This is a genomic window from Asticcacaulis excentricus CB 48, from assembly GCF_000175215.2.
Lineage (GTDB): Bacteria > Pseudomonadota > Alphaproteobacteria > Caulobacterales > Caulobacteraceae > Asticcacaulis > Asticcacaulis excentricus.
Window position 1 is genome coordinate 1543886 of sequence record NC_014816.1, and the last position, 26694, is coordinate 1570579.

At 60.6% G+C, this 26694-nt stretch carries 24 protein-coding genes; 10 read left to right on the forward strand and 14 right to left on the reverse strand.

The window, feature by feature from the left end:
* Positions 1–445: 445 nt before the first annotated feature.
* Complete coding sequence (locus ASTEX_RS07115; RefSeq protein WP_013478930.1) at positions 446–1084, forward strand: DsbA family protein; 639 nt, start codon at positions 446–448, stop codon at positions 1082–1084.
* Here the strand turns inward: ASTEX_RS07115 and ASTEX_RS07120 are convergent, their stop codons facing one another.
* Together ASTEX_RS07120 and ASTEX_RS07125 are read right to left on the reverse strand one after the other, a co-directional pair.
* The gene (locus ASTEX_RS07120) at positions 1085–1573 is read right to left on the reverse strand and encodes a riboflavin biosynthesis intermediates N-glycosidase (protein ID WP_218918596.1); all 489 of its coding nucleotides are present in this window, start codon (positions 1571–1573) and stop codon (positions 1085–1087) included.
* Positions 1512–4541: a tetratricopeptide repeat protein gene (locus tag ASTEX_RS07125; protein WP_013478931.1), complete on the reverse strand. Its 3030-nt coding sequence runs from the start codon at positions 4539–4541 to the stop codon at positions 1512–1514. The genes ASTEX_RS07120 and ASTEX_RS07125 overlap by 62 nt, the downstream gene beginning before the upstream one ends.
* Before the next feature lie 322 nt (positions 4542–4863).
* On the opposite strand from ASTEX_RS07125, the gene ASTEX_RS07130 reads away from it, so the two are divergent.
* Positions 4864–6063, forward strand: coding sequence for an IS256 family transposase (locus ASTEX_RS07130; protein WP_013478932.1), 1200 nt, complete (start codon positions 4864–4866; stop codon positions 6061–6063).
* Between the two features lie 264 nt (positions 6064–6327).
* Here ASTEX_RS07130 and ASTEX_RS07135 read toward each other — a convergent pair whose 3' ends face one another.
* From ASTEX_RS07135 to ASTEX_RS07190, 11 genes are all read right to left on the reverse strand, one after another.
* Positions 6328–7155 carry a MotE family protein gene (locus tag ASTEX_RS07135; protein ID WP_013478933.1) on the reverse strand — a complete coding sequence of 276 codons (828 nt, stop codon included), beginning with the start codon at positions 7153–7155 and terminating at the stop codon, positions 6328–6330.
* Positions 7156–7171: 16 nt separating this feature from the next.
* Complete coding sequence (locus ASTEX_RS19275) at positions 7172–8086, reverse strand: DUF6468 domain-containing protein (protein ID WP_013478934.1); 915 nt, start codon at positions 8084–8086, stop codon at positions 7172–7174.
* Positions 8087–8095: 9 nt separating this feature from the next.
* The gene (fliM, locus tag ASTEX_RS07145; RefSeq protein WP_013478935.1) at positions 8096–9259 is read right to left on the reverse strand and encodes a flagellar motor switch protein FliM; all 1164 of its coding nucleotides are present in this window, start codon (positions 9257–9259) and stop codon (positions 8096–8098) included.
* 47 nt (positions 9260–9306) lie between these two features.
* Positions 9307–9963, reverse strand: coding sequence for a flagellar basal body-associated FliL family protein (locus ASTEX_RS07150; RefSeq protein ID WP_013478936.1), 657 nt, complete (start codon positions 9961–9963; stop codon positions 9307–9309).
* A 468-nt stretch (positions 9964–10431) separates the two neighbouring features.
* Positions 10432–11061, reverse strand: coding sequence for a CDP-diacylglycerol--glycerol-3-phosphate 3-phosphatidyltransferase (gene pgsA / locus ASTEX_RS07160; protein ID WP_013478937.1), 630 nt, complete (start codon positions 11059–11061; stop codon positions 10432–10434).
* A gap of 194 nt (positions 11062–11255) precedes the next feature.
* The gene (locus tag ASTEX_RS07165) at positions 11256–11855 is read right to left on the reverse strand and encodes an outer membrane protein (RefSeq protein ID WP_013478938.1); all 600 of its coding nucleotides are present in this window, start codon (positions 11853–11855) and stop codon (positions 11256–11258) included.
* A 123-nt stretch (positions 11856–11978) separates the two neighbouring features.
* The gene (locus ASTEX_RS19280) at positions 11979–13592 is read right to left on the reverse strand and encodes a methyl-accepting chemotaxis protein (RefSeq protein ID WP_013478939.1); all 1614 of its coding nucleotides are present in this window, start codon (positions 13590–13592) and stop codon (positions 11979–11981) included.
* 94 nt (positions 13593–13686) lie between these two features.
* The gene (locus ASTEX_RS07175; RefSeq protein WP_013478940.1) at positions 13687–14817 is read right to left on the reverse strand and encodes an ABC transporter permease; all 1131 of its coding nucleotides are present in this window, start codon (positions 14815–14817) and stop codon (positions 13687–13689) included.
* 91 nt (positions 14818–14908) lie between these two features.
* Positions 14909–15826, reverse strand: a complete 918-nt coding sequence (locus tag ASTEX_RS07180; RefSeq protein ID WP_013478942.1) for an ABC transporter ATP-binding protein — start codon at positions 15824–15826, stop codon at positions 14909–14911.
* A 181-nt stretch (positions 15827–16007) separates the two neighbouring features.
* Entirely contained in the window at positions 16008–16943 is a 936-nt protein-coding gene (locus ASTEX_RS07185) for an HlyD family secretion protein (RefSeq protein ID WP_013478943.1), read from the reverse strand.
* The gene (locus ASTEX_RS07190) at positions 16940–17569 is read right to left on the reverse strand and encodes a TetR/AcrR family transcriptional regulator (RefSeq protein ID WP_013478944.1); all 630 of its coding nucleotides are present in this window, start codon (positions 17567–17569) and stop codon (positions 16940–16942) included. Before ASTEX_RS07190 ends, ASTEX_RS07185 begins: the two co-directional genes overlap by 4 nt.
* 214 nt (positions 17570–17783) lie before the next feature.
* Between ASTEX_RS07190 and ASTEX_RS07195 the strand changes: the two genes are divergently transcribed.
* The 7 genes from ASTEX_RS07195 (at position 17784) to hemN (ending at position 23671) form a co-directional block, all read left to right on the forward strand.
* Positions 17784–18173 carry a hypothetical protein gene (locus ASTEX_RS07195; RefSeq protein WP_013478945.1) on the forward strand — a complete coding sequence of 130 codons (390 nt, stop codon included), beginning with the start codon at positions 17784–17786 and terminating at the stop codon, positions 18171–18173.
* A complete protein-coding gene (locus ASTEX_RS07200) occupies positions 18170–18382 on the forward strand; it encodes a helix-turn-helix transcriptional regulator (protein WP_013478946.1) in 213 nt (70 codons plus the stop codon). Before ASTEX_RS07195 ends, ASTEX_RS07200 begins: the two co-directional genes overlap by 4 nt.
* A gap of 25 nt (positions 18383–18407) precedes the next feature.
* The gene (locus ASTEX_RS07205) at positions 18408–19346 is read left to right on the forward strand and encodes an alpha/beta fold hydrolase (RefSeq protein WP_013478947.1); all 939 of its coding nucleotides are present in this window, start codon (positions 18408–18410) and stop codon (positions 19344–19346) included.
* A 156-nt stretch (positions 19347–19502) separates the two neighbouring features.
* Positions 19503–20231, forward strand: coding sequence for a hypothetical protein (locus ASTEX_RS07210; RefSeq protein ID WP_013478948.1), 729 nt, complete (start codon positions 19503–19505; stop codon positions 20229–20231).
* Complete coding sequence (locus tag ASTEX_RS19285; RefSeq protein WP_013478949.1) at positions 20231–21538, forward strand: M48 family metallopeptidase; 1308 nt, start codon at positions 20231–20233, stop codon at positions 21536–21538. The genes ASTEX_RS07210 and ASTEX_RS19285 overlap by 1 nt, the downstream gene beginning before the upstream one ends.
* Before the next feature lie 17 nt (positions 21539–21555).
* Positions 21556–22164, forward strand: coding sequence for a hypothetical protein (locus tag ASTEX_RS07220; RefSeq protein WP_013478950.1), 609 nt, complete (start codon positions 21556–21558; stop codon positions 22162–22164).
* 106 nt (positions 22165–22270) lie between these two features.
* Complete coding sequence (gene hemN / locus ASTEX_RS07225; protein ID WP_013478951.1) at positions 22271–23671, forward strand: oxygen-independent coproporphyrinogen III oxidase; 1401 nt, start codon at positions 22271–22273, stop codon at positions 23669–23671.
* A gap of 134 nt (positions 23672–23805) precedes the next feature.
* Here the strand turns inward: hemN and ASTEX_RS07230 are convergent, their stop codons facing one another.
* Positions 23806–24699: a DMT family transporter gene (locus ASTEX_RS07230; protein WP_013478952.1), complete on the reverse strand. Its 894-nt coding sequence runs from the start codon at positions 24697–24699 to the stop codon at positions 23806–23808.
* A 274-nt stretch (positions 24700–24973) separates the two neighbouring features.
* On the opposite strand from ASTEX_RS07230, the gene ASTEX_RS07235 reads away from it, so the two are divergent.
* Positions 24974–26440 (forward strand): catalase, encoded by a 1467-nt coding sequence (locus ASTEX_RS07235; protein ID WP_013478953.1) that lies wholly within the window; start codon positions 24974–24976, stop codon positions 26438–26440.
* Positions 26441–26694: the final 254 nt, after the last annotated feature.

A 26694-nucleotide genomic window follows, 5' to 3' on the forward strand; every position in this document is an offset into this window, starting at 1 on the left:
CGGGGGCTTGATCGCAAGTAAAGCAAATATGGGCTGGGCCGAGATTTCGACTAGCGGATGGTGGCCTAAGATTAGTGAAATCGAGCCATTCCATCTTCATTCAGGGGCCGCGCATCTTTTCAGAGCGGCTATGCTTTTTCGTTTGGCGATCGGTAACCTTTGCGTTCGTTAAACTCCGTTACACCGGAGAATGTAGATATATTACATGGCCACAGCTTCGCCACAAAGCGAATCTGAACGACGATAACGCGGATGTGATCGGAGCCGGCCTGCGTCACACTTTCGCCGCCATTGTCATCATGGATAACCGGCCAAAGCGCATTTCGTTTACATTGAACCGAAATGGCGCTCTGAATTTCTGATCTAACGCGCTTATTTATCCGAAAAGTGCGTCACACTTTTCGGATGCGCTCTAAACGCACTAATGGCACCTTTGGGGACCTTCATGACCAAACCTTTTTCCACCCTGCGCCTGACGGTTGCAGCACTCTTAACGCTGGGGCTGGTAGCCTGCGGGCAATCCGGCTCAAAAGGCGCCATCAAGGTGGATGAACTGAGCGAAGGCAAGGCAGACGCGCCCGTCACCGTGGTCGAATACGCCTCCGTCGCGTGCCCCATCTGCGCGCAGGTCAACGAAAAGATGATGCCTGTCTTCAAAAGCAAATATGTCGAAACGGGCAAGGTGCGTTACGTATATCGTCCGATGATGACGGGCAATGCGGCGGTCGCGGCGGCAGGGCACATGCTGGCTAACTGTGTGTCGCGCGATAAGGCCCTGACGGTCATCGACTCGATTATGCGCGCTCAGCCGGAAATGGATCGGGGTGGCGCACCCGAACAATACGCCAATGCCCGCCCGGTCCTGCTGCGCGTCGCGCAATCGGCAGGTCTGCGCGAGGCCGACTTCAACCGCTGCGTCACCGATCCGGCAGGCTTGAATGCGCTCAATGAGCTGAACCAGCAGGCACTGAAAGACGGCGTCACCGGTACACCGACCTTCCTGATCAACGGGAAGACGGTGCAGCTCAGCCGCTATGAGATCGAGGAACTTTCGGCGCACATCGACCCGCTGCTGAAAAAGTAGCTACAATAACTCTGCCCGGACCTGCATCAGCAATTGGCCCAGACGGTTCTGACCGCTGCCGTCTCCGCCGATGCCCCAATAGAAATCATGGGGAGACGCCTCTGCCAGTTCCTCGTCTCCCGTGGACACGAGCAGGGCCCTGAGCGCGTGATGCGTTGAAAACTTTTGCCTCAGTGCGCCGAGCATCACAACATCACGCCGCTCATCCCAGTCCGCCCACAGTTGGACAGCCCGCGACTGCCCCATTGATTTGGCCATCTTGGGCGTCGAGGCCTTGGCAATGCGCGCACGATAATTGGGATCAACAAACTTCTGAGCCTGAAAATAGTGCTCGACTGTCGGCCACCACACACCCGCCATCTGGATGCCGTGCGGCGAGAAGTTGGAAAATTCGCCATAGGGATCAGTTTCCCGTAAAACCAGATCGTCATGCGGTCTTCGGGGCGGACGCGGCCGGAGCTGCAGGGGATGGTTGCGTGGGCTGTGCACGGAATTTTTGCTTCATGGCGGCGACCCAGGCGGTGAAGCTGTCGGTCTGAGCGGCCGCGGTGGCAAAGTCCGACGCACGAAGTGGCCCGTTATCCAGCCCCGCCAGCGCGACGCGCACCGCGTCACCATTCTGAGCCGTATCGGCGTACTTGCCAAACCGCTGGGACAGACGGTCCAGCGATTTCTGATCACTGGCCAGGCTATAGGCCACTCCGGCGCGGATCAGATTGGCCTCTTCGCCGATGGCCAGCGCCCCGTCCTTCTTCCAGCGATCCCCCAGACGCCGCTCCAAGAGCGCCCCGGCCTTGGCCCAGTCCTTTTGCCGCCACAGTATGTCAGCGCGCACGTCCAACGCTTCGGGCGACATATCGTTGCCCAGGACTTCCAGCGCGTGATCAGGGCGGTTCAGCTCATTCAGCGCCCGCGCCTCCAACACCCGACGCTCGGTCAGGACGGGCTTCGGCAGCAGGGTGTTGCGCGTCTTCCACAGGGCCTGAAGCGCCTTTTCCGGCTGACGATTCATCAGGTGAATGGCCGCAAGGTCCGCCGCCATCTGAGAACGCGCAACGCCTTGGAGACGATTATCTATCTGATACTGCAGCAGATCAGCGGCCTGAGACAGAAGATCGACCTCCACCAGACGCTTAACCATTCGGCGCACCATGGCGTCGCCATCACCACCGACCGGCGTCAGGTCCCTGAAATCGAAATAGAGCCCCAGCGCCTCAATGGGTTGCAGCCCATCAGCCATGCCGTCGAGGAAGAGGCTGCGGAAGGCGGTGCTGAGTTTCTCATTGATTTCAACCGCATCGGGCCGGTTGAAGAATGACGCCCCGGCCCCGCGCAGCACCTCCAATGCCTGACGATAGCGCCCTTGCGTGAGGTAGATGTCGGCCATGGTACGGATGGTTTCCAGTTCCGTCTCATCGCCGCGCCAGCGGAAACGCAGGGAACTGAGCAGTTGCAGCGTTTCCTCCGGCTTGCCCTCACCCAGTTCCAGTTTAAGCCGTGCGGCGCGCAACTGCGCCGGAGCATTGATACGGTCCGAAGTGGATTTGGCGATGGCCGCATAGACGCGGTAGGCGCGCGCCTTATCACCCTGCGCTTCGATGATTTCTGCCTGCACCAGTTGGGCCTCAAGGCGATCGAGTGGCGGCACGTCTTGCCCAGCAGCAAAGACGATCAACTCCCACGCCGCCTTAGTGTCTTTAAGCGCCAGAGCGGCGCGGGCATTGGCAGTGGCAAAGCGCGTGCGCCATTCCGGGGGAAAGCCTTCCATGGCGGACACGCCCTCGGCAAAGGCCTTGCGCGCGTCTTCGTAATGGCGGCCGCGTTCAGCGATGTAGCCACGCCACAAATTGGCCGCCGGGTCGTTTTGGAGGGCCGTTGAGTCGAGATCGACCTGCGCATCGGACAGGCGACCCACCATGACCTTGGCCACCACCTTGAGGCCGCGCACTTGCGGATCACCAAGACTGCGTGGATTGTTTTTGGTCAGGAGGTCGAGCACGCCCTGCGCTTCGAAATTCATACCCTGCCCAATCAGAAAACGCGCCAGATCAAGGCGTGCCGCGTAGGGCCCTTCGGCCCCGGCCCCCTGCTCCTCAGCGGCGGCCTCCTGCAGACGGTTATAGGTCTTGAGGAAGCCCTCTTCCGGGATCTGGCTCCACGACGGGTCCGGCAGGGTTGGGAACAAAGCCGGCTTAAAACCTGCGCGATCGGGCTTTTGCACGCCTTCGCCATTGGACGACAGCAACAGGCCGCCGGGACGCGTTACGGCAACGCGGTCGCCTTCGACTGTGACCATGATGTCGGGCGTCATGCGCTCGACCATCACACCTTGCGCCGTAGCGGCAATCGAAGCCTGAAGCGTCGAACGATCGTCGCGGACGGCCTTGGCCGGGCCAGGAGCCGGAATGACCGCCATGCGGTCGCCCACCATCGGATCGCGAATCCACGCCACGCGCTTGGCCCCGGACAGATTGAGGGTCAGGGTCGGCGAGCCCGTTGTGTCGTCGCGCTTGACCGCCACCTCGCTCGCTGCCGCGCTCAAGGCCCGGCCACCGACGCGCACACGCCAGGTTGCGCCCTCCGTATCGACCGACAGGCCCGTCGCCGACGGGGCGACCAGTCTCAGGGCGGTAAAGCCGTCATTCTTGACCCAGTTGGCCTCAGTGACGACATTGCCATCCTTCAGACCTGCGGGCAGACGGAAATCGACCTCTCGATCAAAGACCATCCACACAGCCTCACCACGACGGAAAACGGCGGCGCCAGTCACTTCCGGGAAAGGAAAATCGAGCTGGACACCGTCCTGCACGCGCACCTGCTTGAGCGCGACGACGGGGACGACCGCCTTGGCCCTAGCCTCGGCCATCGGAGCGGGCGGCAGTTCACCCGCCTTGCGGTCTTCGGTTGCGACGGTCTTCAGGACCTCGGCTGCTTCGCCGTGATCGTCCTTGCTGTCGATCTGCACAAAGACCGCCCCGTCTGAGCGCCCGAATCGGGCCTTGGCTCCCTCATCAAGGGTAAGCACGATTTCGCTGGCGCGCGCATCGCGGCGCACGTCCACGGCCTTGACGCCGGTGGGCGGATTGACGCGGAAGTCACCGATGTCGGGCGTTTTGGCGCCCGGCAGACGGATGACCACCTGCCCCTTGTCGCTACGCACAGAGGCGCGCGATCCGACAGAGCCATAGAGTTCAACGCGACTGACGCCCCCATTGCGCCCGACGCGCAGGTCGATTTCACTTTTGGAGGCCAATGCGGCGGCGACTTGGTCGGCCAGCGGCGCCGAGACGGCTAGACCAGCAGCTCCGAAGCCGGTCAGAGCCACAGCCGCGGCGGCAAAACGAATATTGCGCACCGTAAATCCGGCAGACGCGACCTCCCGCGACGTGTAACGCATCTGCGTTTCCGCGTTCAGCGCGGCTTTTAGCCGTGACAGGTCGTGAGGTGGGCGCGTCATGACGCTCGAATCCTTGCCCTGATTGGGCTTAAGGCAGGGTTAACGCCGAGGTAACGAAGGTTGATTTTTGGAGTAAAGAACGCCCTATGAGGCCAAGCCAGTGCCGCTGGATCATTAGGCTTTTGATAGAAGCCTAATGATCTAGATTATTTTTTCCTTCGGGTCGTGTCCCACCGGGTGGTGTAATTGGGTAAGAGCGAAGCGCTAGGCTCGCGGCCCCATTCAAGGGCCAGGCGAGCCTGAAGCGTCGCGGGTTGGTCATCAGTGATTTTCGGATATGGTTTGGGTTCCTACACTCATTCCAGAGACGAAAGAACCACCGATGACCAAAGAGATGATGGCCCTGAAAGGGCTTGTTGAAAAGACCTCCGACAGCGATTTGTTGCGTGAGATGATAGGTTTTGCCGCCGAGCGCCTGATGGCAATGGAGGTCGGCACTGTGACCGGCGCGGCTTACCACGAGAAGAGCGGCGAACGTATGGTCCAGCGCAACGGCTATCGCGATCGGGATTGGGAAACACGCGCCGGCACGGTCGAACTGCGTATTCCGAAACTTCGCAAAGGCAGTTATTTCCCGAGCTTTCTGGAGCCACGGCGCATGGCCGAGAAGGCACTGACTGCCGTTATCCAGGAAGCTTACGTTCAGGGCATCTCGACGCGGTCTATCGACGACCTGGTCAAGGCCATGGGCATGAGCGGCATCTCGAAAAGCCAGGTCAGCCGCCTTTGTGAGGAAATCGATGAGCGCGTGAAGGCGTTTCTCGATCGTCCGATCGAGGGGGAATGGCCTTATATCTGGATCGATGCCACCTACCTGAAAGTTCGCCGTGGGGCCCGGACTGTCTCCGTCGCCGTCATCATCGCTGTGGGCGTCAATACCGACGGCCGCCGGGAGGTTCTTGGCATGGAGGTCGGCACGTCAGAAGCTGAACCGATCTGGGCAGAGTTCTTACGCAACCTGACCCGTCGTGGTCTGCGCGGCGTCAAGCTGGTCGTCTCCGATGCACATATCGGGATCAAAGGCGCGGTATCGAAGGTTTTGAACGCCACCTGGCAGCGGTGCCGCGTACACTTCATGCGCAATGTCTGCGCCCATGCAGGCAAGAGTGGCCGCCGGGTCGTCTCGGCCTTCATCGGTACCGCCTTCGCTCAGGAAACGCCTGAAGCCGCCAGCGCACAATGGCGAAACGTCGCCGATCAGCTCAGGCCCAAAATGCCAAAGCTGGCAACGATCATGGACGAGGCTGAGCATGACGTCCTGGCCTACATGACCTTCCCAAAGGAGCACCGCATCAAGCTTCACAGCACAAACCCGATTGAGCGTCTCAATGGCGAAATCAAGCGCCGTTGCGATGTCGTGGGCATCTTCCCGAACGACGATGCCATTATCCGCCTCGTGGGCGCCATCTTGCTGGAGCAGAACGACGAGTGGACGGTTCAACGCGGCCGCTACATCACCCTTGAAACCATCGCACAACTCAGCGATGATCCCGTTCTCAGCATGCCAGCCGTGGCAAGCTGACGAAAATCCGGACCCGTCCGGAAACCACTGATGCCTAGCGCTCAGTTACACCACGTCACGGGACACGATCTTCCTTCGCCGGGCGGTGGCTGCGCCATCTTGCCCCCAACGGCGGCTAGAGCGGAGGAATTCCATGGGAAATCCTTCCCTTCTAAAGGACATGGCGCGCGCCCCCCCTCCGGGACGACGGGGTAGAATGAAAAGCCGAGCGGTATTAACAGAGTGCTGGGCCTGCACCCCCTGCCGGAGGCAAGAGGCAGCGTACTACTTCTTCGCGGGGGCTTGCGGGGCCGGCGTGGCACCGGCGGCATTGACCTTATCCAGACGATTTTGCAGGTCATCCGCCTTTTTCATGCGCTGAGCCAGCTTTTCAGTCAGGTCGCGCGCCTTGTCGGGCTGCATCTGAGCCAGCATGGCGGCAAGGTTGCGCTCCTTCATCTTGGACGCGATGGGCAGGCGCACATCGTCCTTCAGTGTTTCCATGACCTTTGCGGCGTCCTTCGGCTTCATGGATTCATAGACCTTGACCATGCGGGCCACGTCATCGTCGCCGGTCTTGTTGGCCTGATCCAGCAGCGCCTGCACCTGTGTCTTGAGGTCACCCAGTTGCTTGATTCGGCCATCGAGCTTGCTCTCGGCGGCGGCGATCAGCTGCTCTTGCGTCGCCATCTGTTTTTCGCGGGCGTCCAGCTCAGCGCGACGCTGCGCCAGCGCCTGAATGACCTTCAACTCCGACGGTGACATGCCCGCCTGCTTGGCGAGGTCATCGACCGAAGTGGCACAAACAGGGGCCGCCTTGGCCGCGGCGGGCTGGGCCGCATCGAGCACCGAAAGGGCCTTGTTATCGCCAGAGACCGAACCGGCCGCAGATTCGGCCGCATCGGTGGCGGTGTCATCCGCCGAAGGGGCCTTTTCCGACTTGGGCTTGCTCTCACCTTTCTTGGTCGCGCCATCGGCCTTCGGGGCCTCGGCCCAGGCGGTGGCGCTTTTGAGGAAGGCGGGCATGGCCTCGATGGAACCGACCGCACGGACGGCGAAAACGCCGCCCACGGCAACGGCGATCAGCGGCAGGAGGCGGAGATGATTGGCCATAAATTATGTACTCGGTTCAACGCAACCGCCGGAACACGGGGCGCGCAGGTTTGGGGGCCGCAACTGTGGCCTCGGGAGCGGGCCTGTCCGGCGAAGCCGTCTGACCCGCGTCAAATAGTTCGTCATCGAGCGCCGGCAGCCGCGAACGCGACAGCCGCAAAGAATCTGAACGAACATCCGGAGCCATAGAACGGTCGGGCACCGCACTTCTGCGGCCTTCGGTACTCAGCGACGGCGTCTCCGCTGACGCGCGACGGGCCATACGCTGGGATTCCACGTCCTCAGGATCGGCGAACGCTCTCAACATTTCGTTAATTGCCTCCAGCCCGATGGCGCTGACGGCGGCCTGTTCATCGAGCTGCGCCCGCGGCGCGGTCGGCGTTTCGGAACGCTGAACTCGCGAAAGGCGATCATTCATGTCGCGCAGACGCCCCGAGAGAGGCAGGCCGAGGTCTTCGTCGGCATTCTCGTCTTCAAAAGCAGGTCGTCCACGCCCGGCATAGGTCTGGCGCCCTTCGGCTCCACGCGCAGCGGCCCAACTGTCGCGCTGATTGCTTCGCGCCACTGACAGAGGCGATTCCGGCTCAGGCTCTAAGATGCGTGTCACCTTAGTGACATTTACCTCTTCGAGATCACGGCGGGCGCGTTCGGCTCTGTTGATCTGGCTTTCCAGCTTCGACAACAGGTCCCGGGCCGCCAGAATGCGCCCGTGGAGCAGTTCCTGTGACTCGTCGGCATTGGTGTGCAATTCGCGCAAGGAGGTGTGCGCCTTGATGGCCGCCTGATCCAGTTCAGCCACCGCCTTGATGAAGCTCTCCTGCCCGCTGCGCAACGCCTTCAGGCGCGCATTGAGGCGCGTGCCGTACCAAAGGGCCACCAGCAGCAGGCCCATAAGGACCATATCCATGATCAGTCCGGCTGCGGCAGGCATGGGGGCGGATTACTTCTTCCTGATCTGCGTCAATCGGCGCTTGGTTGAAGCCGCCAGCGGGTGATCGACGCGGACAGCGATGTTGTGGCCTTTGCGTCCCATCTTGCCATTGGTCAGCGGAATCGTGCCGCACCGCAGTTCAATGGGAGAATCAGCCGTTGCATTGAGTACGATGGTCTCACCGACCTTCAAGTTCAAGACCTCAGACAGCGGCATCTGCTGTTCGTCGAGTACGGCGCGCACTTCCATCTGAGTCGTCCACAGTTCCGTGGCCAGATGGCTCTCCCAGATGTTATCGCGACCGAACTTTTCGCCCATGAACTGCTGAAGCAGCATTTTGCGGATGGGTTCCAGCGTCGCATAGGGCAGCAGCAGCTCGACCCGACCGCCGCGGTCTTCCATATCGATGCGCAGCTTGACCAGAATGGCGGCATTGGCCGGGCGCGCAATTGCGGCAAAGCGCGGATTAGTTTCCAAACGGTCCAGATTGAAATTGACCGGCGTCAACGGCTCAAACGCCATCTTGGCATCGTGCAGGATGACTTCAACCATACGCTGCACCAGCACGCGCTCGATCGTGGTGTATGGACGACCTTCGATGCGCAGCGCTGCCGTGCCACGCCGTCCGCCAAGAAGCACGTCCACGATGGAATAGATCAGATTGGAATCGACAGTCAGAAGACCGTAATTGTCCAGTTCCTCGGCACGAAACACTGCCAGAATAGCTGGCAGCGGGATGGAGTTGAGATAATCGCCGAAGCGGATCGACGAGATATTATCGAGTGACACTTCGACGTTGTCGGACGTAAAGTTTCTTAAACTCGTCGTCATCAGGCGCACCAGGCGGTCGAAGACGATTTCCAGCATCGGCAGGCGTTCATAGGACACCATGGCCGAATTGATGATAGCCCGGATGCCGGACCGCTCATTATAATCGTCGTCGCTGAGGTCGAAGCCCAGCAGGCTGTCAATTTCGTCCTGATTGAGGATGCGTTCGGCCCCGGTGGGAGAGGCCATGCGCGCATCGCCTCCACCTCCGCCGACCATGGCTTCCCATTCGGCCGCCAGATCGCCCGCACCCCCGTCGCCCCCGCCGCCGGTCGCCGCTTCGGCCTCAGCGGCCAATTCGGCCTCCCATTGGGCCATTAAGGCTTCCTGATCGACTTCCGCCATGTACGCCTGCTTCCCGACTCTTACCCGAAACCTGCTGCTACCCTGATTCAGGTAATCAGCATCTCTTCAATCAGCACCGCATTCACCTTATGTGGGGCCAGCACCAGATTGACACGACGCAGGATCTCCAGACGCAACTGATAACTCCCCTGAGAGCCGGTCACGTCCTCCGGGCGCAGCTCGCGCAGGAAGCCCTGCAACACGTCGTCAATACGCGGCAGGCTTTGATTGAGAAGTTCTACCGTCTCATGATCCGCCACTTCGAAGGTCAATTTCAGCTTGAGATAGGTCGCCTTGCCATTGGTCGTCTGGATATTAGCCAGCGTGTCCGGCAGGGTGAAATAGGTGATGCCGTCCGGCCCTTCGGCGATCACAGGCTGGGTCTTGGGATCGACCTTTTCGCCGCCACCACCGTGACCGCCCTTCTCTTCCTTTTTCTTGCCGTGGCCGTCGTCTTTTTTCTTTTCTTCGCCGTGGCCACCCTTGGCTTCTTCGCCGTGCGCACCGGCTTCGGCGGCTGGCTTGGGCTTGAGGAACAGGAAATAGGCGGCAGCCCCGCCCCCACCGAGCAGCACCACCGCGCCCCCAGCGATAGCGATCAGCATGATCGGCAAGCCTTTTTTCTTTGGGGCTTCGCCGTCTTCGCCTTCGGCACCGTCAACCGGCGGCGCCTCTTCCTTCTTGGGTTTCTCTTTCTTAGCCATTACCCGCCCGACACCATGAGTCCATACATGACGTCAGCCTCTCAAAACATGGTTAACGAAGCGTTTGGAAAGACGGTTAGCGCGTTAACTTTTTCGCAGAAACCCGATAGCTGACTATGTGGTGCGTTCGACCTTGTGCCGGATAAAGGCAAAGATCGGAAATATATCGATGAATTGACCTCTGCCAGTGTCAATGAAAAGCTGTACGTCGTCCCCGTCACCCATAACGAGAGTCACGACTTCGTTGGAAACACCTACTTTTGACCTTTGGCTACACAGTACAGATAAGATTTCCGAAAAAGAAATCGACCTGTCGGTTGCATGAACCCTGATGCCCAGTTGATCTATAATAAATTGGGCCTCACCCAATTTATTCCGATAAATCGCCGAAGGCGCTTCTTTATCAGCGCCTTCCACCAAGGCCAAACCTTCAACAGCCCGGGTCAGCCTTCTAATTCCGGGCATTCCTTAGAGTTGGCGGCGCGTTTGAATGAAGTACGTGACGCCCGTCCAGATCGAGGCCAAGGCGGCGAACCACAGGGCCAGATAGGCGATGGTGAAGAAGGGGTCGTACCAAAGGGGCAGCAGCTTTTCCAAACCAAAGGCGGCCCAGCTTTCGGTGATCAGTAACGCGCCCAGTGAGGTCATCTGAATGGCCGTCTTCCACTTCGACAGCACGGTCACCGGCAGGGAAAGGCTGCGCCCGGCGGTGGCTTCGCGCAAGGATGAGACGGCAAATTCGCGAAACAGGATGATCGCGCCAGGCAATACGAAAATCGGGTCGCCCGTGTGCATAGCAAAGAGGCCCAGAAGCGTGCCGCAGACCAGAATCTTGTCCGCTATGGGATCAAGAATCGAGCCCCAGACCGAAACGGCGTTGAGCCTACGCGCCAGATAACCATCAAGGTAGTCGGTCACCGCAGCCACGACAAACAGGTAGAAGGCCCAGCGTTGCAACCCGAAGATCATGTCTGGCATCACTGACACCATCGGAATGGCATCCGCCGACACCGCCATCAGCACAAACATGGCGATCCCAAGCACCAGTCGGGTGGCCGTCAGTATGTTTGGGATGGGGTTGACCTGTTCGTTCGTCATCACACGCACCTTCGTTTTTGCCGGCCTTAGGTTTTTACCGACCTCAGGTTTTACCGGCGCACTGTTTGGCACTTCTGACGGCAAATCTCAAAGGAAAAAGCCCGTGACACGAAAAAGGGCGGGCGTCCGCAGACGCCCGCCCTTTTATAAGTTTTGGGAGCCCGTACCCGCAGAGGGGCCAAACAAAATCCAGGTCAGAACTTCATGCCCAGACCCAGCCACACCGACTGCTGCATCAGTTCAGCCTTCACACCGTCGTCCTCGACATCGCCAAAGTCGGTGTAGCGGTATTCGATGCGGCCAAACACGCGGTCGCTGAAGGCGTGATCAGCCCCGATGCCCGCCGTCCAGCCGGCGACGGTTTCGGTCTCCTTCTCGCCGTCATATTCGACATAGGCGCGCGTCCCGGCGACTCCGGCCGCGCCGTAAAACAGGGTGTTGCCTGACACAAAACCCAGACGTGCACGCACCGCGCCGGAATAGTCGATGCCGGTCTCGACCTCTTCGCCAAGCACCCTGTAACGGTCTTTGGCATTATTCCAGTTCAGATCGGTCTCGACGCCGAAAACTGCACCATTGCTTTGTGCATTGAAGCCCAGAATGACCCCCGCCGCTCCATTGCCGGTATCATCGGAGGCGCTTTCCGTGGTGGTGCCGGCACTATACGTCACCTCCAGCTTGGTCTTGGCATAGCCGCCCTGCCCCGCAATATAGGGGCCGGAGAAGTCTGCTGGAGACTGCGCCATGGCGGGCGCGGCGAAGGCGAGTGCGCCACTCAAAAACAGCGTTTTCATCGGAGATCCTTCAGGTAATTGGTCAAGACAGCCGGATAAGGCGATCGCCATAAGGATTCGATGAGTGCCCCCGGCCTGAACCTCAAGGACTAAGTCTGAATGCCTGACTGTGTCGAAAATGTCCTAAGCCCGGATCTGGCGAACGAAGCCGTCAACCTTGTCACTCAGTTCGCGGGCGCGGCCTTGCAAGGTTTCGCTGGCCCCGGCGACCTTTTGTGCCGTCAGGCCGGTGTTTTCCGCAGAATCGGTGACGTTTTGCATATTGTCGGCGATTTCGCGCGCCCCGGCCGCCGTGGCGTGGATGGTATGCGAGATTTCCGCCGTCACCTGCGACTGCTGACCGACGGCCTCAGCGATGACGCCGGTGCCCGCCTCAATCTCGGCAATAGTGCGCAGAATGTCATTCATCGCCTCAACCGACAACTGGGTCTCGGACTGAATGGCCCCCACTAGCGCCGAAATATCGCCCAACGCCTTCGACACCTGATTGGACAGGGCCTTGACCTCAGAGGCCACAACCGCAAAGCCCCTGCCCGCCTCCCCGGCGCGCGCCGCCTCAATGGTGGCATTGAGCGACAGGAGATTGATCTGCCCGGCAATGGTGTTAATCAAGCCGACGACATCGCCGATACGTCCCGAAGAATCGCTCAACCGTTGAATCACCGACTTGGCCGCATCGCCTTTGACCGAGGCCACGCGCACCACGGCGGCGGCGTGTTCGGCCTGTTCGCGGATAGCGGCGATGGAGGCGGTCAGTTCTTCGGCCGCGGCGGCCACCTGAGCGGAGTTGGAGGCAGCGTTCTGCGAAATGCCGCAGACGCGATGGGTGCGCGTCTTGGTGTCCTGCGCGATATGGGTGACGTTATCGGCTTCGCCTTTCAGCAGGGCCGTGGCTGAAACCACCTCGCTGACCACTGTCGTCACAGAGGCTTCCAGTTCGTCAGCCAGGGCATTCAGCGTGCAGCGACGCAGTTGTGCGGCGCGTTCAGCCTCATGCGCTTCGGTTTCCTGACGCTGGCGTTCCATATCGCTGATGCGCTGCGCCTGTTCGGCGGCGGCCTGCCGCGCGCGGGCTATGACCTGACGCGCCCGATAGACGCCGAGGCCGACACCCACCGCGCAAAGGGCCGCCAGCCCCAGACCGATTAGCAGGGCCAGACGGATACGGTTCAAGCTAGCCTGATATTCTTTCAGCGTGATGTCCACCCCAACCAGACCGGCAAACTGTCCCGAGGCGTCGGTAAAGGGCGCATAGCCGGACAGGAAGGTGCCCCATTTGTCGGTGACCGGTTCGCTTTCGGTTGCGCCTTTGCGGTCGCGAAAAGACTGAATCAGAAGCGGCGAGGCGTCTTTATACTCTTCCATTACCGACGAGGGCTCGCCAATGCTGCCGGTCGGCTGCACGTCGATAACAAAATAGACTTTACCCTCGCGCTCGACCATGGCGTAGATGAACGCCAGACGCTTGTCAGCATCGATCAGCTTCTGAAACGGCGCGGCGACGGCCTGATAATCGCTGCCCGCCTTGTCCGTGTCGGAGGTGAAGGTCGAAAGAGTTCCCGTATCCAGCAGGGCGGCGGCTTGATGCGACAGACCGTTCAGATTGTCACGAATCTCGGTCTTCATACCGTGCTGCGCCGTCATATAGACTGCCAGCGACGCCACCAGCGCCACACCGAACACCAAAGCCCCCGCCAGCAAGCCGTCGCGCAGGGGCTTGATACCCTGAACCGTCATCTTCCGCCTCGTTTTCATAAAACGCTGGATTCGGTTTTACGGCCGCAATGGTTAATTTGAGTTAATTTTGCGCCGCACGTAAAAAGATTCACGTTTAGTCCAAGGTCAGTCGATAACGCTTAAGCGCGATAAAACTGGCCACAGTGATGAAGATCAACAGCGGCCAGATATTGTGCCACACAGCACTGGCGTCGGCGCCCTTGAGCATGATGCCCCGCACGGCACGCAAAAAATGTGTCAGCGGGAAAACCGAACCGACCCACTGCGCCCATTCAGGCATACCTCGAAACGGAAACATAAAGCCTGACAACAGAATAGACGGCAGAAAGAAGAAGAAGGTCATCTGCATGGCCTGCATCTGGGTGCGGGCAATGGTTGAGAAAGTGAACCCGACGGCCAGATTAGCAATGATAAACAGACCGACACAGGCCAGAAGCAGCCACGGCGAGCCTAGAAACGGCACGCCGAACACGAAGGTCGAGGCCAGCAACACGATACCCGTCTGGATCAGCCCCACCCCGACATAGGGGGTGATCTTGCCCACCATCACCTCCCACGGGCGCGCCGGCATAGCCAGCAGGTTTTCCAGCGTGCCGCGCTCGCGCTCACGCGTCATGGCCATCGAGGTAATCATGATCATAGTCATGGTCAGGATAACGCCGAGCAGACCCGGCACGATATTATACTGGGTGATGCCTTCGGGATTGTAGCGGCGATGCACCACCACATCGACCAGAGGCTTTTGCCCTTGCAAGGTGGACCAGCTACGCCCTAATCCATCGTTGATTGCCCTTCGCACGATCTCGTTCATCTGTCCGACCGCCCCGGACGCCGCCGACGGGTCAGAAGCGTCCGCCGACAGCAGCAGTTGCGGCCGGTCTCCGCGCAGCAGGCCGCGCGTAAAGCCCGATGGCACCTCGACGACAAAGGCCACCTCGCCATTTTGCAGCAGGCGATCGGCCTGCGCCGGGTCGAACACCTGCTGTTTGATGTCGAAATAGGTCGATTGGCGCATGGCGGCAACGATCGACCGCACGGCAGGGCTGGTTTCTTCCAGATATACGGCGGTCGGCAGGTGGCGTGGATCGGAATTGATAGCGAAACCGAACAGGGTCAACTGGAGGATCGGCACCATGATCATCATGCCAAAGGTCATGCGGTCGCGCCGCATCTGGATAAATTCCTTGGCCAGTATGGCGAGGATGCGCTTCAGCGGGGCGATCATGATTTGTCCTCCGCCGCGTCCGCTTTTTCCGAGAGGAAGAACGGACCAAACCTGAAAGGCAAGGGCAGAGCGGCAAACACAGAGTCTTCTTTCATGACTTGTCCTGCGCCTGACTCATTAAATCGATGAAGACGTCTTCGAGGCTGGGGCGTTCGCGTCGCCACTGCGTGCCCGCTCCGCCTTCGCTGGCGATCAGGGCGTCGAGCTTAGCGGCATTGCTGTCGGAAACGTGCAGGGCCGAGCCGAAATAGGCTACGTGCTCAGCGCCATCACGGCCGCGCAAACGGTCGGCCAGTGCCCGCACACCGGGCCCTTCGGCAACCCAGGTGTGCAAGCCGCTCTCGTCGATAATGCGGCTAACCGGCCCCTGCGTCATCAACTGACCATAGGCGATATAGACGATCTCATCGCAGCGCTCGGCCTCATCCATATAGTGGGTCGAAACCAGCACGGTCAGGCCTTCAGCGGCCAGCCGGTGAATCTGGTCCCAGAAGTCGCGGCGCGCCTGCGGATCGACCCCCGCCGTTGGTTCATCGAGCAGTAGCATGGCGGGGTTGTGCAGGGTACAAGCGGCCAGTGCCAGCCTCTGTTTCCAGCCGCCCGAAAGCGTACCAGCCAGTTGTTTCTGGCGGCTGCTCAGGCCAAGTGTTTCCAGAGTCTGATCAATAACTTGTTTTATATTCCTAAGCTCATAAAGCCGCGCCACAAACTCCAGATTTTCGCGGATCGACAGGTCCTCCCAGAAGGAGAATTTCTGAGTCATATACCCTACCTGCCGCTTGATCTGACCGCTGTCGGCTATGAGGTCGTAGCCAAGGCAGGTGCCCTGTCCTGCATCTGGTTTAAGAAGTCCGCATAACATGCGAATAGTTGTCGTTTTTCCGGAACCGTTGGGCCCTAGAAAGCCCCAGACCTGACCTCTAGGCATACGAATGGCTACGTTATCCACGGCCACGCGATCACCGAAGCGCTTGGTCAGGCCGTACACATCAATAGCACGGTCAGTCATGGCCGCCTCCCCCTGTTTACGGAGGACGTGTCGGGGCGCAATCGCCGACAGGGGGGGCCATATCGGCGCGGTCTGCCCCTCCCACCGCTTCGCGGTCTCCCCTCCCCGCCAAGCAGAGAGGGAGAAAGGCCCACATCTTTTATACCTCCCCCGCTTACTGAAGCGTGGGAATTGCCCGTCTTCATAGTGCCACATCCACAGGCTGACCGGCCTTAAGAACGTCGGGCCTTTGCGGCGTCGCCTCGATCAGAAAGACCAGTTTCTTGCGTTCGCGCACCGAATAGATGACCGGCGGCGTAAACTCGGCCTCCGGCGACACATAGCGCACCTTCGCCGTCTGCGCCTGACATCCGTCACAGGATAGGCGGATCGTCTGCCCGATCCTGATCTTCGCCAGATCACCCTGCGGCACGTAAAAGCGCACAAATTCGCGCCCCCCGGGATAGACACTGAGCACCGGCGTACCTGCGGCGACAAACTCCCCGGCCTCGCGCAGACGCCGCTCGACCTGCCCATTCAAGCGCGCCTTCACCGCCCGCTCGTCCAGCATCCATTGGGCCTGAGATGCCTCGGCCCCGGCGGCCTGCGCCTGAGCCTGCGCGGCGGCCAGTTGATCCGTCCGCGCCGCCTGACGACGCGCTACTATACTACGTTCAATGGCGGCGACATTGGCTTCGGCCGCCTGCCGTGTGGCCCTGAGCTGATCGAGTTTGGCCTGAGACACATAGCCCTGCGGTGCCAGTTTGGCGTAGCGCGCCTCTTCGGAACGGGCGAGATCGAGCGAAGCGCGCGCCTGATCGCGCTCTTTCAGCAGGGGCGCAATATCCGCCTCGCGCGCGCCCTTGCTGAGGTCGGTCGCCGTCGCTTCGGCGGCGCGCCTCTGGCTCTCTGCGCCGCTTAAAGCCTGCTGCTGCTGTGTCGCGTCGAGCGTAAACAAGGGCTCACCTGCGCTGACCGTCGCCCCGTCATCGACATAGACCTGCGTCAGCCAGCCGGATTGCGGCGCGGCCACCGCCACCGACTGCGCCTCGACATAACCCGTATAGTGCCCGGCCTCTTCGCGCGCGCAGGCGCTTAAGCATAACGGCAAACACAGAAGCGCGTAGCGACGACTCATGGCCTCACTCCTCTCAGGAACGTCTCGACATGGGCTTTCAGATAGGGCCGCGCCTTGACCGCCGGGGCGCTGATCTCACCAAAGGTGAAGTACCACAGCGCCGCCTTGACCACCGGCGCGATGAACAGATGCGCGTACATCTTCGGTTCACCGGCGATCAGTTCCCCACGCGCTATGGCCCGCCGGAACAGGCCTTCCACCGCCTCCAGTACCGGCGTGATGACCTCATCATGATAAAAGCGCGCCAGTTCGGGAAAGCGCGAGGCTTCGCGCACCAGCAGCTTGGGATAAAGCGGCACGGTGCCCGCGTCGATTTTGCCACCGATAAAGTGCGTCACGCGCTTCAAAAGCCAGCCCACCGGGCCGTTATAATGGTTGAGCACAAACAGGATGCGCCCGACGCGTGGCAAGACGTCCCGCCGCAGCAAGGCCGCAAACAGCGCCTCCTTGGTCGGGAAATAGAGATAGACCGTGCCCTTGGACACGCCCGCCGCCGCCGCCACATCGTCCATGCGCGTATCGGCAAAGCCGTGGCGACTGAACAGGTCATAGGCCGCCCGCAACAGGGCATCGCGGCGGACATCGGGAGACAGGCGCAGACGTTTTTGAGGCAGGAGAGTAGACATTTTCACTTACTGACTGACTGGTCAGTAAGTAATATCACAGCGCTACACAGACGACAAGCGGGCCCCGGAGCGTTCGGCTATCTGCAACGTCTGACGCCATGTAACACAAACCTGACATTTTTTTCTCATGTCAGGTTGACATTACATTTTTGCGATGTAAGCTTAACCTTACATCCGGCCCGATGTCCTTTCACCTTTGCCAAGGACGACACCCATGAACCTGAAAACACCCGCCGCCGAATACGCGATTCAAATGACCCTCTGGATGGCGCTCTATGCTGGCCTGCTGATCGGCGCGATCCTGTATATCAAGGCCAATCACCCGACGGGTCCGCTGCTGTACGCACTGGCCGTCCTGCCCGCCCTGCCCATTGGCGGCACCATTGTCACCTTCCTGCGCTTTATCGAGCGGTCGGATGAATTTATCCGCGCCATGATGGTCCGCCGCGTCCTGATCGCCATGGGCCTCACCCTGTTCCTTAGCACCGTCATCGGCTTTATCGAGAACTTCACCGAAACCCAGTTGATCGAGCGCTATCTGGTCTATCCCATGTTCTGGGCCTGCTTCGGTCTGGCCTCGCCCTTCATCCGGGGCAGCAAATGAAGAACCGCCTGAAAGACCTGCGCACTGAGGCCGGTCTGACCCAGGCCGATCTGGCCGCCCGCCTCAACGTCTCGCGGCAGGCCGTTATCGCCATCGAGTCCGACAAACATGATCCGTCGCTCGATCTGGCCTATCGTATCGCCGCCATTTTCGACCTTGCCGTCGAAGCGATTTTTGAAAATCCGCATCGCCTGAACTCAGGCGAATAAGAAACTGATCTGAAAAGGAAATCCTATGTTCAAGCGCTTTATTGCAAAGCCTTCGCGCTACCACTTTGCCATTTGGGTCGTGGTCGCCCTGGGCATCCTCGCCGCCAACCTGTCGGCCGCCAAATCCGCCACCCTTTACCCCGATGCCCCCACGGCGCGCTTTTCGGTTGAGGTGGTGGGCACAGGCCCCGACCTGATCCTTATTCCCGGCCTCAACTGCTCGCGCGAAGTGTGGGAGGCCACGGCCGAACGCCTCAAAGGTCGCTATCGCCTGCACCTGCTGCACATCGCCGGTTTTGCCGGTGAGCCCGCCGGCGGCAATGCCGAAGGCCCGGTCATCACCCCGTCCGTTGAGGCGCTGAACGCTTATATCGCGCAAAACAAGCTGAAAGACCCAATCGTGGTGGGTCATTCGCTGGGCGGGCTGATGGGACTCAAGCTGGCCACCCGCCACCCGCAGGCTCTGTCCAAGCTGATCGTCGTCGATGCCCTGCCCTTTATCGGCGTGCTGTTCAACCCGGTCGCCACGGTCGATACCATCGCCCCGCAGGCCGCTCAGTTGCGCGACGCCCAGCTTAAGGTCGATGACACCACCTATAAGGCACAGCAGGACGCCGCCCGTGCCGCTCTGGCGGCAGCCACCACGGATGCCGAACGCAACCAACGCCGCATCGCCCTGTGGACGGCGCTGAGCGACCGCCGCGCCTCGGCTCAGGCCTTCTATGACGACATGACCATGGACCTGCGCCCTGAGCTTTCGAAGATCACCGCCGCGGTGACCGTCCTCGTCCCGCACCACGCCTCCATGCCCTTTACGGCGGAACAGACCTTTGGCTTCTATACGCAACAATATAGCGGCACGGCCAAACTCAATATTGTCGGCATCAAGGATAGCCGCCACTTCATCATGTACGATCAGCCACAGGCCTTCGCCGAGGCGCTGGATGCCGCATTGCAAAAATAACGCCTTGTAGTTGAGAGTTTTTATCACGACGGATGACCTCTTGCGGGGTCATCCGTTTTCGATTAGCGTTCATCTTTGCAATCCTGAGGATCAGGTTTGTTTCGCCGCGGAAACCTGTACGGGCGGGCTTTATTTGCCTTCGGGGGAGGGAATGAGATGAAAAAAGTGCTTTTCGCAGCGGCGGTGTCCGCCGTTACGACCACCTGCGCGCTCTCATGCGTTGTCGCCCCCGTCGCGGCGCAGGCTCAGACGATCAAGTCCTTCGTCAAGATCGACAAGCCCGCCGAAGGCGCGCCGCTTCTGATCGTAACCCCCGAAGTCAGCCTGTCCCTGCTGACCGCCGGCGGCGTGCAGGAGCCGCGCTCGGACTGGTCAAAGGCGTCGCAGGGGCACCTGTCGGCGGCCCTGACCACCGCCCTCAAGGCCAAAAAATACGCCGTCAGCGAAGTGGCGCTCGACACCTACGAAGACCCGCGCGCCCTTCAGATACTGAAACTGAACGATGAGGTGGTGTCGGCCATCGCCTGGCAGCAGGTGCCTATGCTGCGTCTGCCGACGAAGACCTCCTTCGACTGGACGCTGGGCAGTGGCGCACGCACGCTGGTGCCCGCCGCAATGACGGACAAGGCGCCGCGCTATGCTCTGTTTCTCACCTGCAAGGGCAGCTACCAAAGCTCGGCCAAGGCGGCACTGAACGTCGGCATGGCGCTACTGGGCGGGCCGATGCAGTTCGGCGGTCAGGGCCTGCAATCCACATTGGTCGATCTCGATACGGGTCAGGTCGTGTGGTATCAGTTTAACACGGTGGCCTCAGGCACCGACATCCGGGAAGCCGAAGGGGCGACCGCGGCGGTCGAAAAACTGTTCAAGGACCTGCCGCTCTGATGCGCCGCGCGCTTACCGCCCTCACCTGCGCGCTGCTGATGACGGCAACGCAACCGGCTGTGGCCCTCGACAAATATCCGGAGCGTCAGCCGGGCCAGACGCCTATGGCCGGAACGCTGGAATTTTCCATCTGGGAAGAGACGAAAAAGGCCGAGCGCGACGCCCGCACGTCGGGGGAGCGCAACCATGACGAAGCGCTCAATGCCTATGTCCGCAGCGTGCTGGATCGGGTGGCCGGAGATTACAAAGGCGACCTGCGCCTCTATGTGATGGATCGGCCCTTCTTCAACGCCTCCATGGCCCCCAACGGCTATACCGAAGTATGGACCGGCCTGCTGCTCCGAGCCCAAACCGAAGACGAACTGGCCTTCGTTCTGGGGCACGAATTTGCCCACTATCGCCACAATCACTCGACCGAAGCGTTCGAGACGGTCAAGTCGAACCAGAACGCCGCCGCCGCCGCGGGCATGGTCATCGCCATCATCGGCGCGGGGGCAGCCGCTAATGCAGGCAGCTATTCCGCGGCGCGCGACATATCGAACCTGACCGGCGGGCTGATCGACGCGGTGTATCTGGGGGCCATCGCTTCCTACTTTGCCTATTCGCGCGACAATGAGAGCGAGGCGGACCGCTTCGGTAATAGCTACGCGCTGAAGGCCGGTTACGACCCCTATGCGTCGGTGCGCATTTGGTCCTATCTGATCGACGAGACTCAGGCATCCGACTATGAACGCACGCGCAAGCGTGGCGGCCGCATCAATATCTTCGGCTCACACCCGCTGGAAAGCGAGCGCGTCGATGCGCTCAGCCGGCAGGCCGAAGGATTGAAGGTCAAAAGCGACTCCGACGAGGTGCAAAAAGAGAAGCGCGCCGCCTATCGCGCCCAAATCCGCCCCTATCTCGCGCGCTGGCTGAAGGACGATCTGCGCCGTCAGGACTATGGTCAGACCCTATTCCTAATCGCTGAACTACAGCAGGACGGCCTCGATCGCGGCCTGCTCACCTTCTATGCCGGTGAGGCCTATCGTCTGAGGGCAAAGGACAACATCGGTTCTCAGGACCTGCTGGCCGCCGCCAATGCCTATAGCGAAGCCGCCGCCCTGCCCGACGCGCCGCCGGAAACCCGTCGGCAACTGGGTGAGGTCTATCGCCGCATGGGCCGCACGCAGGACGCCGTCGCCGCTTACGAAACCTATCTCAAGACCTATCCGCAGGCGCAAGACGCCTGGATGGTCGAAGACCTGCTCACCGGCCTGAAGACGGCACCTGCTCCCGCAGCGCCGTCGCCCGCGCCTGCCAAGAACTGATTTATCGGGGGACAATCATGCGTAAAATCACCGCTCTGAAAACCATCGCTGCCGCCACACTTGCCGCCGCGCTTCTGGCCGGTTGTGGCGGCGCGACGTTGGCCCCGAAGGGGGCTCTGGCCGTCGGCACGGGATACAGCGTCAGCCTCAGCCGAGACTGGTCCGACATCTCGCCGCTCTATTACAGCCGCGCCAAGAAGGTCAAAATCCTGTCGATCGACGGGCCCGGCCTTAACCGCTTGTTTGTTTCCGAAGGGCTGAGTGCTGCCGACCCGCTGATGGTCCACCCGGTCAAGGGCGATAACAAAAACGCCCCGGCCCCGCGTGGCAAGGCCAACATGTCCTATCCGGAACAGATCGAGTTTGTCACCAACTCGCTGGCAGCGCTCGATTATCAGAAGGTCGAGGCTTCGGCCCCCAAACCGGTCGATCTGAACGGTCAGCGCGCCGTGCGTTTCGACATTACGGCCAAGACGGCCGAGGGGCTGAACGTGCGGGGCGTGGCGCAGGCCGCTTCCAAGGGCGGGCTGGGCTATTACATCGTCTATATCGCCCCGGCTGAACACTATTACGATGCCAGCCTGAAAGACGTACTGGCGACCATGGCCAGCGCCAAACTGCCGTAAATCGGCCCGTTAGGCTGGAGGAATGGCGGATGTGCGACGAAAGACCACATAAAGCCTAAGGACAAACCGGCGTAAGAGCAGAACGTACCGCCTCAGGACGCCGCTCATGCCCGACACTTCTTTTCCCACTCAGTCGTTTGCTCAAAAATCGTGGCAAGAGCACGATGTGATGCGCTTTATGGGGCGGGAAGCCCCGCGCTACACCTCCTATCCGTCGGCGCATCATTTCGGCGCCTTGACGCCGAAGACCTATAAGGGTTGGCTGTCCTCCCTGCGTCCGGATCAGCCGATTGCCCTCTATCTGCACATCCCCTTCTGCGAGCAGATGTGCCATTTCTGCGGCTGCAATACGCGGGCAACGTTGAAATATGCGCCGGTCGAGGCCTATGTCGGGGCGCTGGTCGCCGAAATTCAGGCCGTCGGCGCGCATCTGGGCTTCCGTCCGGCGGTGCACAGCGTCCACTTCGGCGGTGGCTCGCCCTCCATGCTCAAGCCGGCCGATATGGGCCGCCTTTTTGAGGCCCTGCATGAGGCCTTCGACCTTTTGCCCGACGCCGAAATCGCCATCGAACTGGACCCGCGCCGCGTCACGCTGAGCAAAATCAAGGCCTATGCGGCCTTTGGTTTCAACCGCGTCTCTCTGGGCATTCAGGACACCTATCCCGCCGTGCAGGCCGCCATTAACCGCATCCAGCCGCTGGAGCAGGTCAAGACAGTGATGGGCCACCTGCGCGACAATGGCCTAAACCGCATCGGCATTGATCTGGTCTATGGCTTGCCGGGCCAGACCCTGAAGAGCCTCGACACCACCCTCGCCCACGTGTCCGAACTGGACCCCGACCGCATTTCGGCCTTTTCCTACGCCCATGTGCCATGGGTAAAAAGGCACCAGACCCTGATCGACGAAGCCCGCCTGCCGGGCACGGAAGACAAGGTGGCCATGTTCCTGCGCTTGTCGGACTATCTGACCTCACACGGCTATCGCGCCATCGGCATCGACCATTTCGCCAAGCCCGACGATGAGATGTCACGCGCGTTTGAGGCGCGGACGCTGCGCCGCAACTTCATGGGCTATTCGACCCTGCCCAATGACTATCTGCTGGGGCTGGGGGCCTCGTCCATCGGTGAGCTGGACGGCGGCATCATGCAGAATATCCCACAATCGACCACCTATCAGAACCGCCTTGTGGCTGGCGACTGGGCGACGGTGCGCGGCTGGGCCTATCAGGGCGATGACACGCTGCGCAAGGCGGTGATCAGCGACCTGATGTGCTATTTCGAAGCCGATATTCCGGCCATACTGGAACGCTATGGTTATGCGGCGGATTATCTCGATGCCGACATTGCCGGGCTGGCCGACTTTATGGCGGCGGGCCTGGTGAGCGTCGAAAACCGCCGTGTGCGCTTCCATTCGCCGCTGAAGATGCTGGCGCGCAATGTCGCCTGCGCCTTTGACACCTATGCGCGGCAATCCGAAGCGCCGAACCGCTATTCCAAAGTCGCCTGACGTTTCCCAGATCATTATGATTTCTGCTAGAAACATAATGATCTGGATTTTGTTTAGCCCCTCGCCGGGCGGTGGCTTGCGCCACCTTGGCCGCCGCCTCAATGGCGGCTTGAGCGGAATGATTTCAGTAGAAATCACTCCGCTCTAAACAGAGCGCGCGGGTCGAACCCGACCACCAGCGCTGTGCCCCACAGGACCAGCGCCCCGCCGATCAGGGTGCTCAGTCCCACGGTTTCGTGCAGGAACAGCCAGCCCCACAGCGTACCGAAGACCGGGATCAGGAAGGTGACGGTCAAGGCGGGGGCCGCCCCTATGTCATTGATCAGGCGGAAATAGATCATATAGGCAATGCCGCTGCACACGACGCCCAGCGCCACCACACCGGCGGCGGCCACAGGCGTCAGCGTCATCAGTTGCGTGGTCGTGGGCGCAAGGACCGGCACGAAGGGCGCGATCAGCACCACCGAGGCCCACATGCCGCCGTGGGCATTGGACAACGGATCGGGCGTGCGCGGTGCGTGACGGGCATAGACCGAGGCAATGGCGTAGCACAGCGCCGCGACCAGCCCCGCCAGCAACGCCACGGCTTCCCGTAGGGTGAGGTGTGTGGCATCAAGCCCGACCAGCACCCCGACCCCGGCCACGCCCAGCAACAGGCCGAAGACCGTTTTTATATCCGGCATCCGGCGCGACCACACCGCCATGATGATAACGGCAAACAACGGCGACATGGCGTTGAGGATCGACAGCAGAGAGGCCGTCAAACTTTCGGCAGCAAAGGCAAACAGCACAAAGGGCACCACCGAATTGAACAGGCCCAGGATCAGGAAGTACTTATAAAACCCTTTGATCTGTAGCGTTTTGCGCGTTGCTACGCCCACACCGGTCAGAAACACCGCCGCCAGCAGCACCCGAATGGCAATCAGCCATACCGGCCCCAGCGCCCCGACACTCAGGCGCATGAACAGGAACGACCCGCCCCAGATGGCGGCCAGAGACAACAGACGGATCAGGCTGGCAACAGACATAAAAAACCTCAACTCCCTCCCCCGCTTCGCAAGGCAGGATGTATGCAACGCATTGAACAAGCGTCCCGTCTCTTGCGGTGGAAACGATCGCACGTCCAGTGGCGAGGTTGCCATTCACCGCATCTATCCTGCCAGTTCCCGTCAGTAGGGCGTTCCCTGCGGCAAAGTTTTCCTTATTCAAAATTCAAAGACTATCTATTTCATTTATTCCCGTAGCTTCGCCATAGTTGCCCTACGTCCCACAGAGGACAAAAGGCTAAGGAAAGACAAGACGATGAGCGAGAGCAAGTGCCCCGTTATGCACGGCAAAATCATGACCACGACGGCCGGTGCGCCGGTGGCGGACAATCAGAACAGCCTGAGCGCGGGGCCGCGCGGGCCGCTACTGATGCAGGACTATCAGCTCATTGAAAAGCTGGCGCATCAAAACCGTGAGCGCATCCCTGAGCGCGTCGTGCACGCCAAGGGCTGGGGCGCGTTCGGGACCTTCACCGTCACGCACGACATCTCAAAATACACACGCGCCCGCGTCTTTGAACTAGGGGCCACCACGCCGTTGCTGGCGCGCTTTTCGACCGTGGCCGGCGAACTGGGCGCCGCAGATGCCGAGCGCGATGTGCGCGGCTTTGCGCTCAAATTCTACACCTCAGAAGGTAACTGGGACCTCGTCGGCAACAATACGCCGGTCTTCTTCATCCGCGACCCGCTCAAATTCCCGGACTTCATCCATACGCAGAAGCGCCACCCGCGCACCAACCTGCGCTCCTCAACCGCCGCCTGGGACTTCTGGTCCCTGTCGCCCGAAGCTCTGCATCAGGTGACCATACTGATGTCCGATCGCGGCATCCCAACCGATCCGATGCATATGGACGGCTTCGGTTCGCACACCTACAGCTTCCTCAATGCCGATAATGAGCGCTTCTGGGTCAAGTTCCACTTCAAGACGCGTCAGGGCCACGCCCACTATACCAATGCCCAGGCTGCCAATGTGATCGGGCAGTCGCGCGAAACCTATCAGGAGGCTTTGTTCGGGGCCATCGAGGCGCATCAGTACCCGAAGTGGGACGTCAAGGTGCAGATCATGCCGGAACTGGAGGCCGACACCACGCCCTACAACCCGTTCGACCTGACCAAGGTGTGGCCGCACAGCGATTATCCGCTGATCGACGTAGGCGTTATCGAGCTGAACCGTAATGCGTCCAACTACTTCGCCGAGATCGAGCAGGCGGCCTTCTCGCCATCCAACATCGTGCCCGGCATCGGTTTCTCGCCCGACAAGGTGTTGCAGGCGCGGCTGTTTGCCTATGCCGACGCCCACCGCTACCGTCTGGGGACGCACTATGAGGCCCTGCCAGTCAATGCGCCGAAATGCCCGGTGAACCATTATCACCGCGACGGCTCCATGCGCTTTTTCGATAACTTCCAGTCGAACCCGAACGCCTATTACGAGCCCAACAGCTTCGACGGCCCCAGGGAAGCCCCGCAATATCGCGAACCGCCGCTGCGGATCACGGGCGACGCCGACCGCTACGACCACCGCAACGGCAATGACGATTACAGCCAGCCGCGCGCCCTCTTCAACTTATTCGATGACGACCAAAAGGCGCGACTGTTTGCGAATATCGCCGCCTCCATGGCCGGGGTGCCCGACGTCATCATCGAACGGGCCCTCACCCACTTCGAACGCATCCACCCGGACTACGCTGAGGGTATCAGCGCGGCGCTGAAAAGCAACAGATAGACAGCGCAAACAGCCCTGCCAGTTCACCTGACAGGGCTGATTTATTTACAGTGCCCCCCTTATAGCGGCGGTTGCCGACGGCTTCGATTCACAGAGCTCCGCCGGATCGACAAACACCATGCGCCCCCTGTCGCGCATTTCCGGCTAGCACCGGGCGCACGGGGCGACTTGGGCCTGTCGGTTGAGCCTGTCATTTACTGTGCGTAGCCGTTCTCACATTTGCTGTCTTCATGCCGATGAGCTTTTGGTTAAAC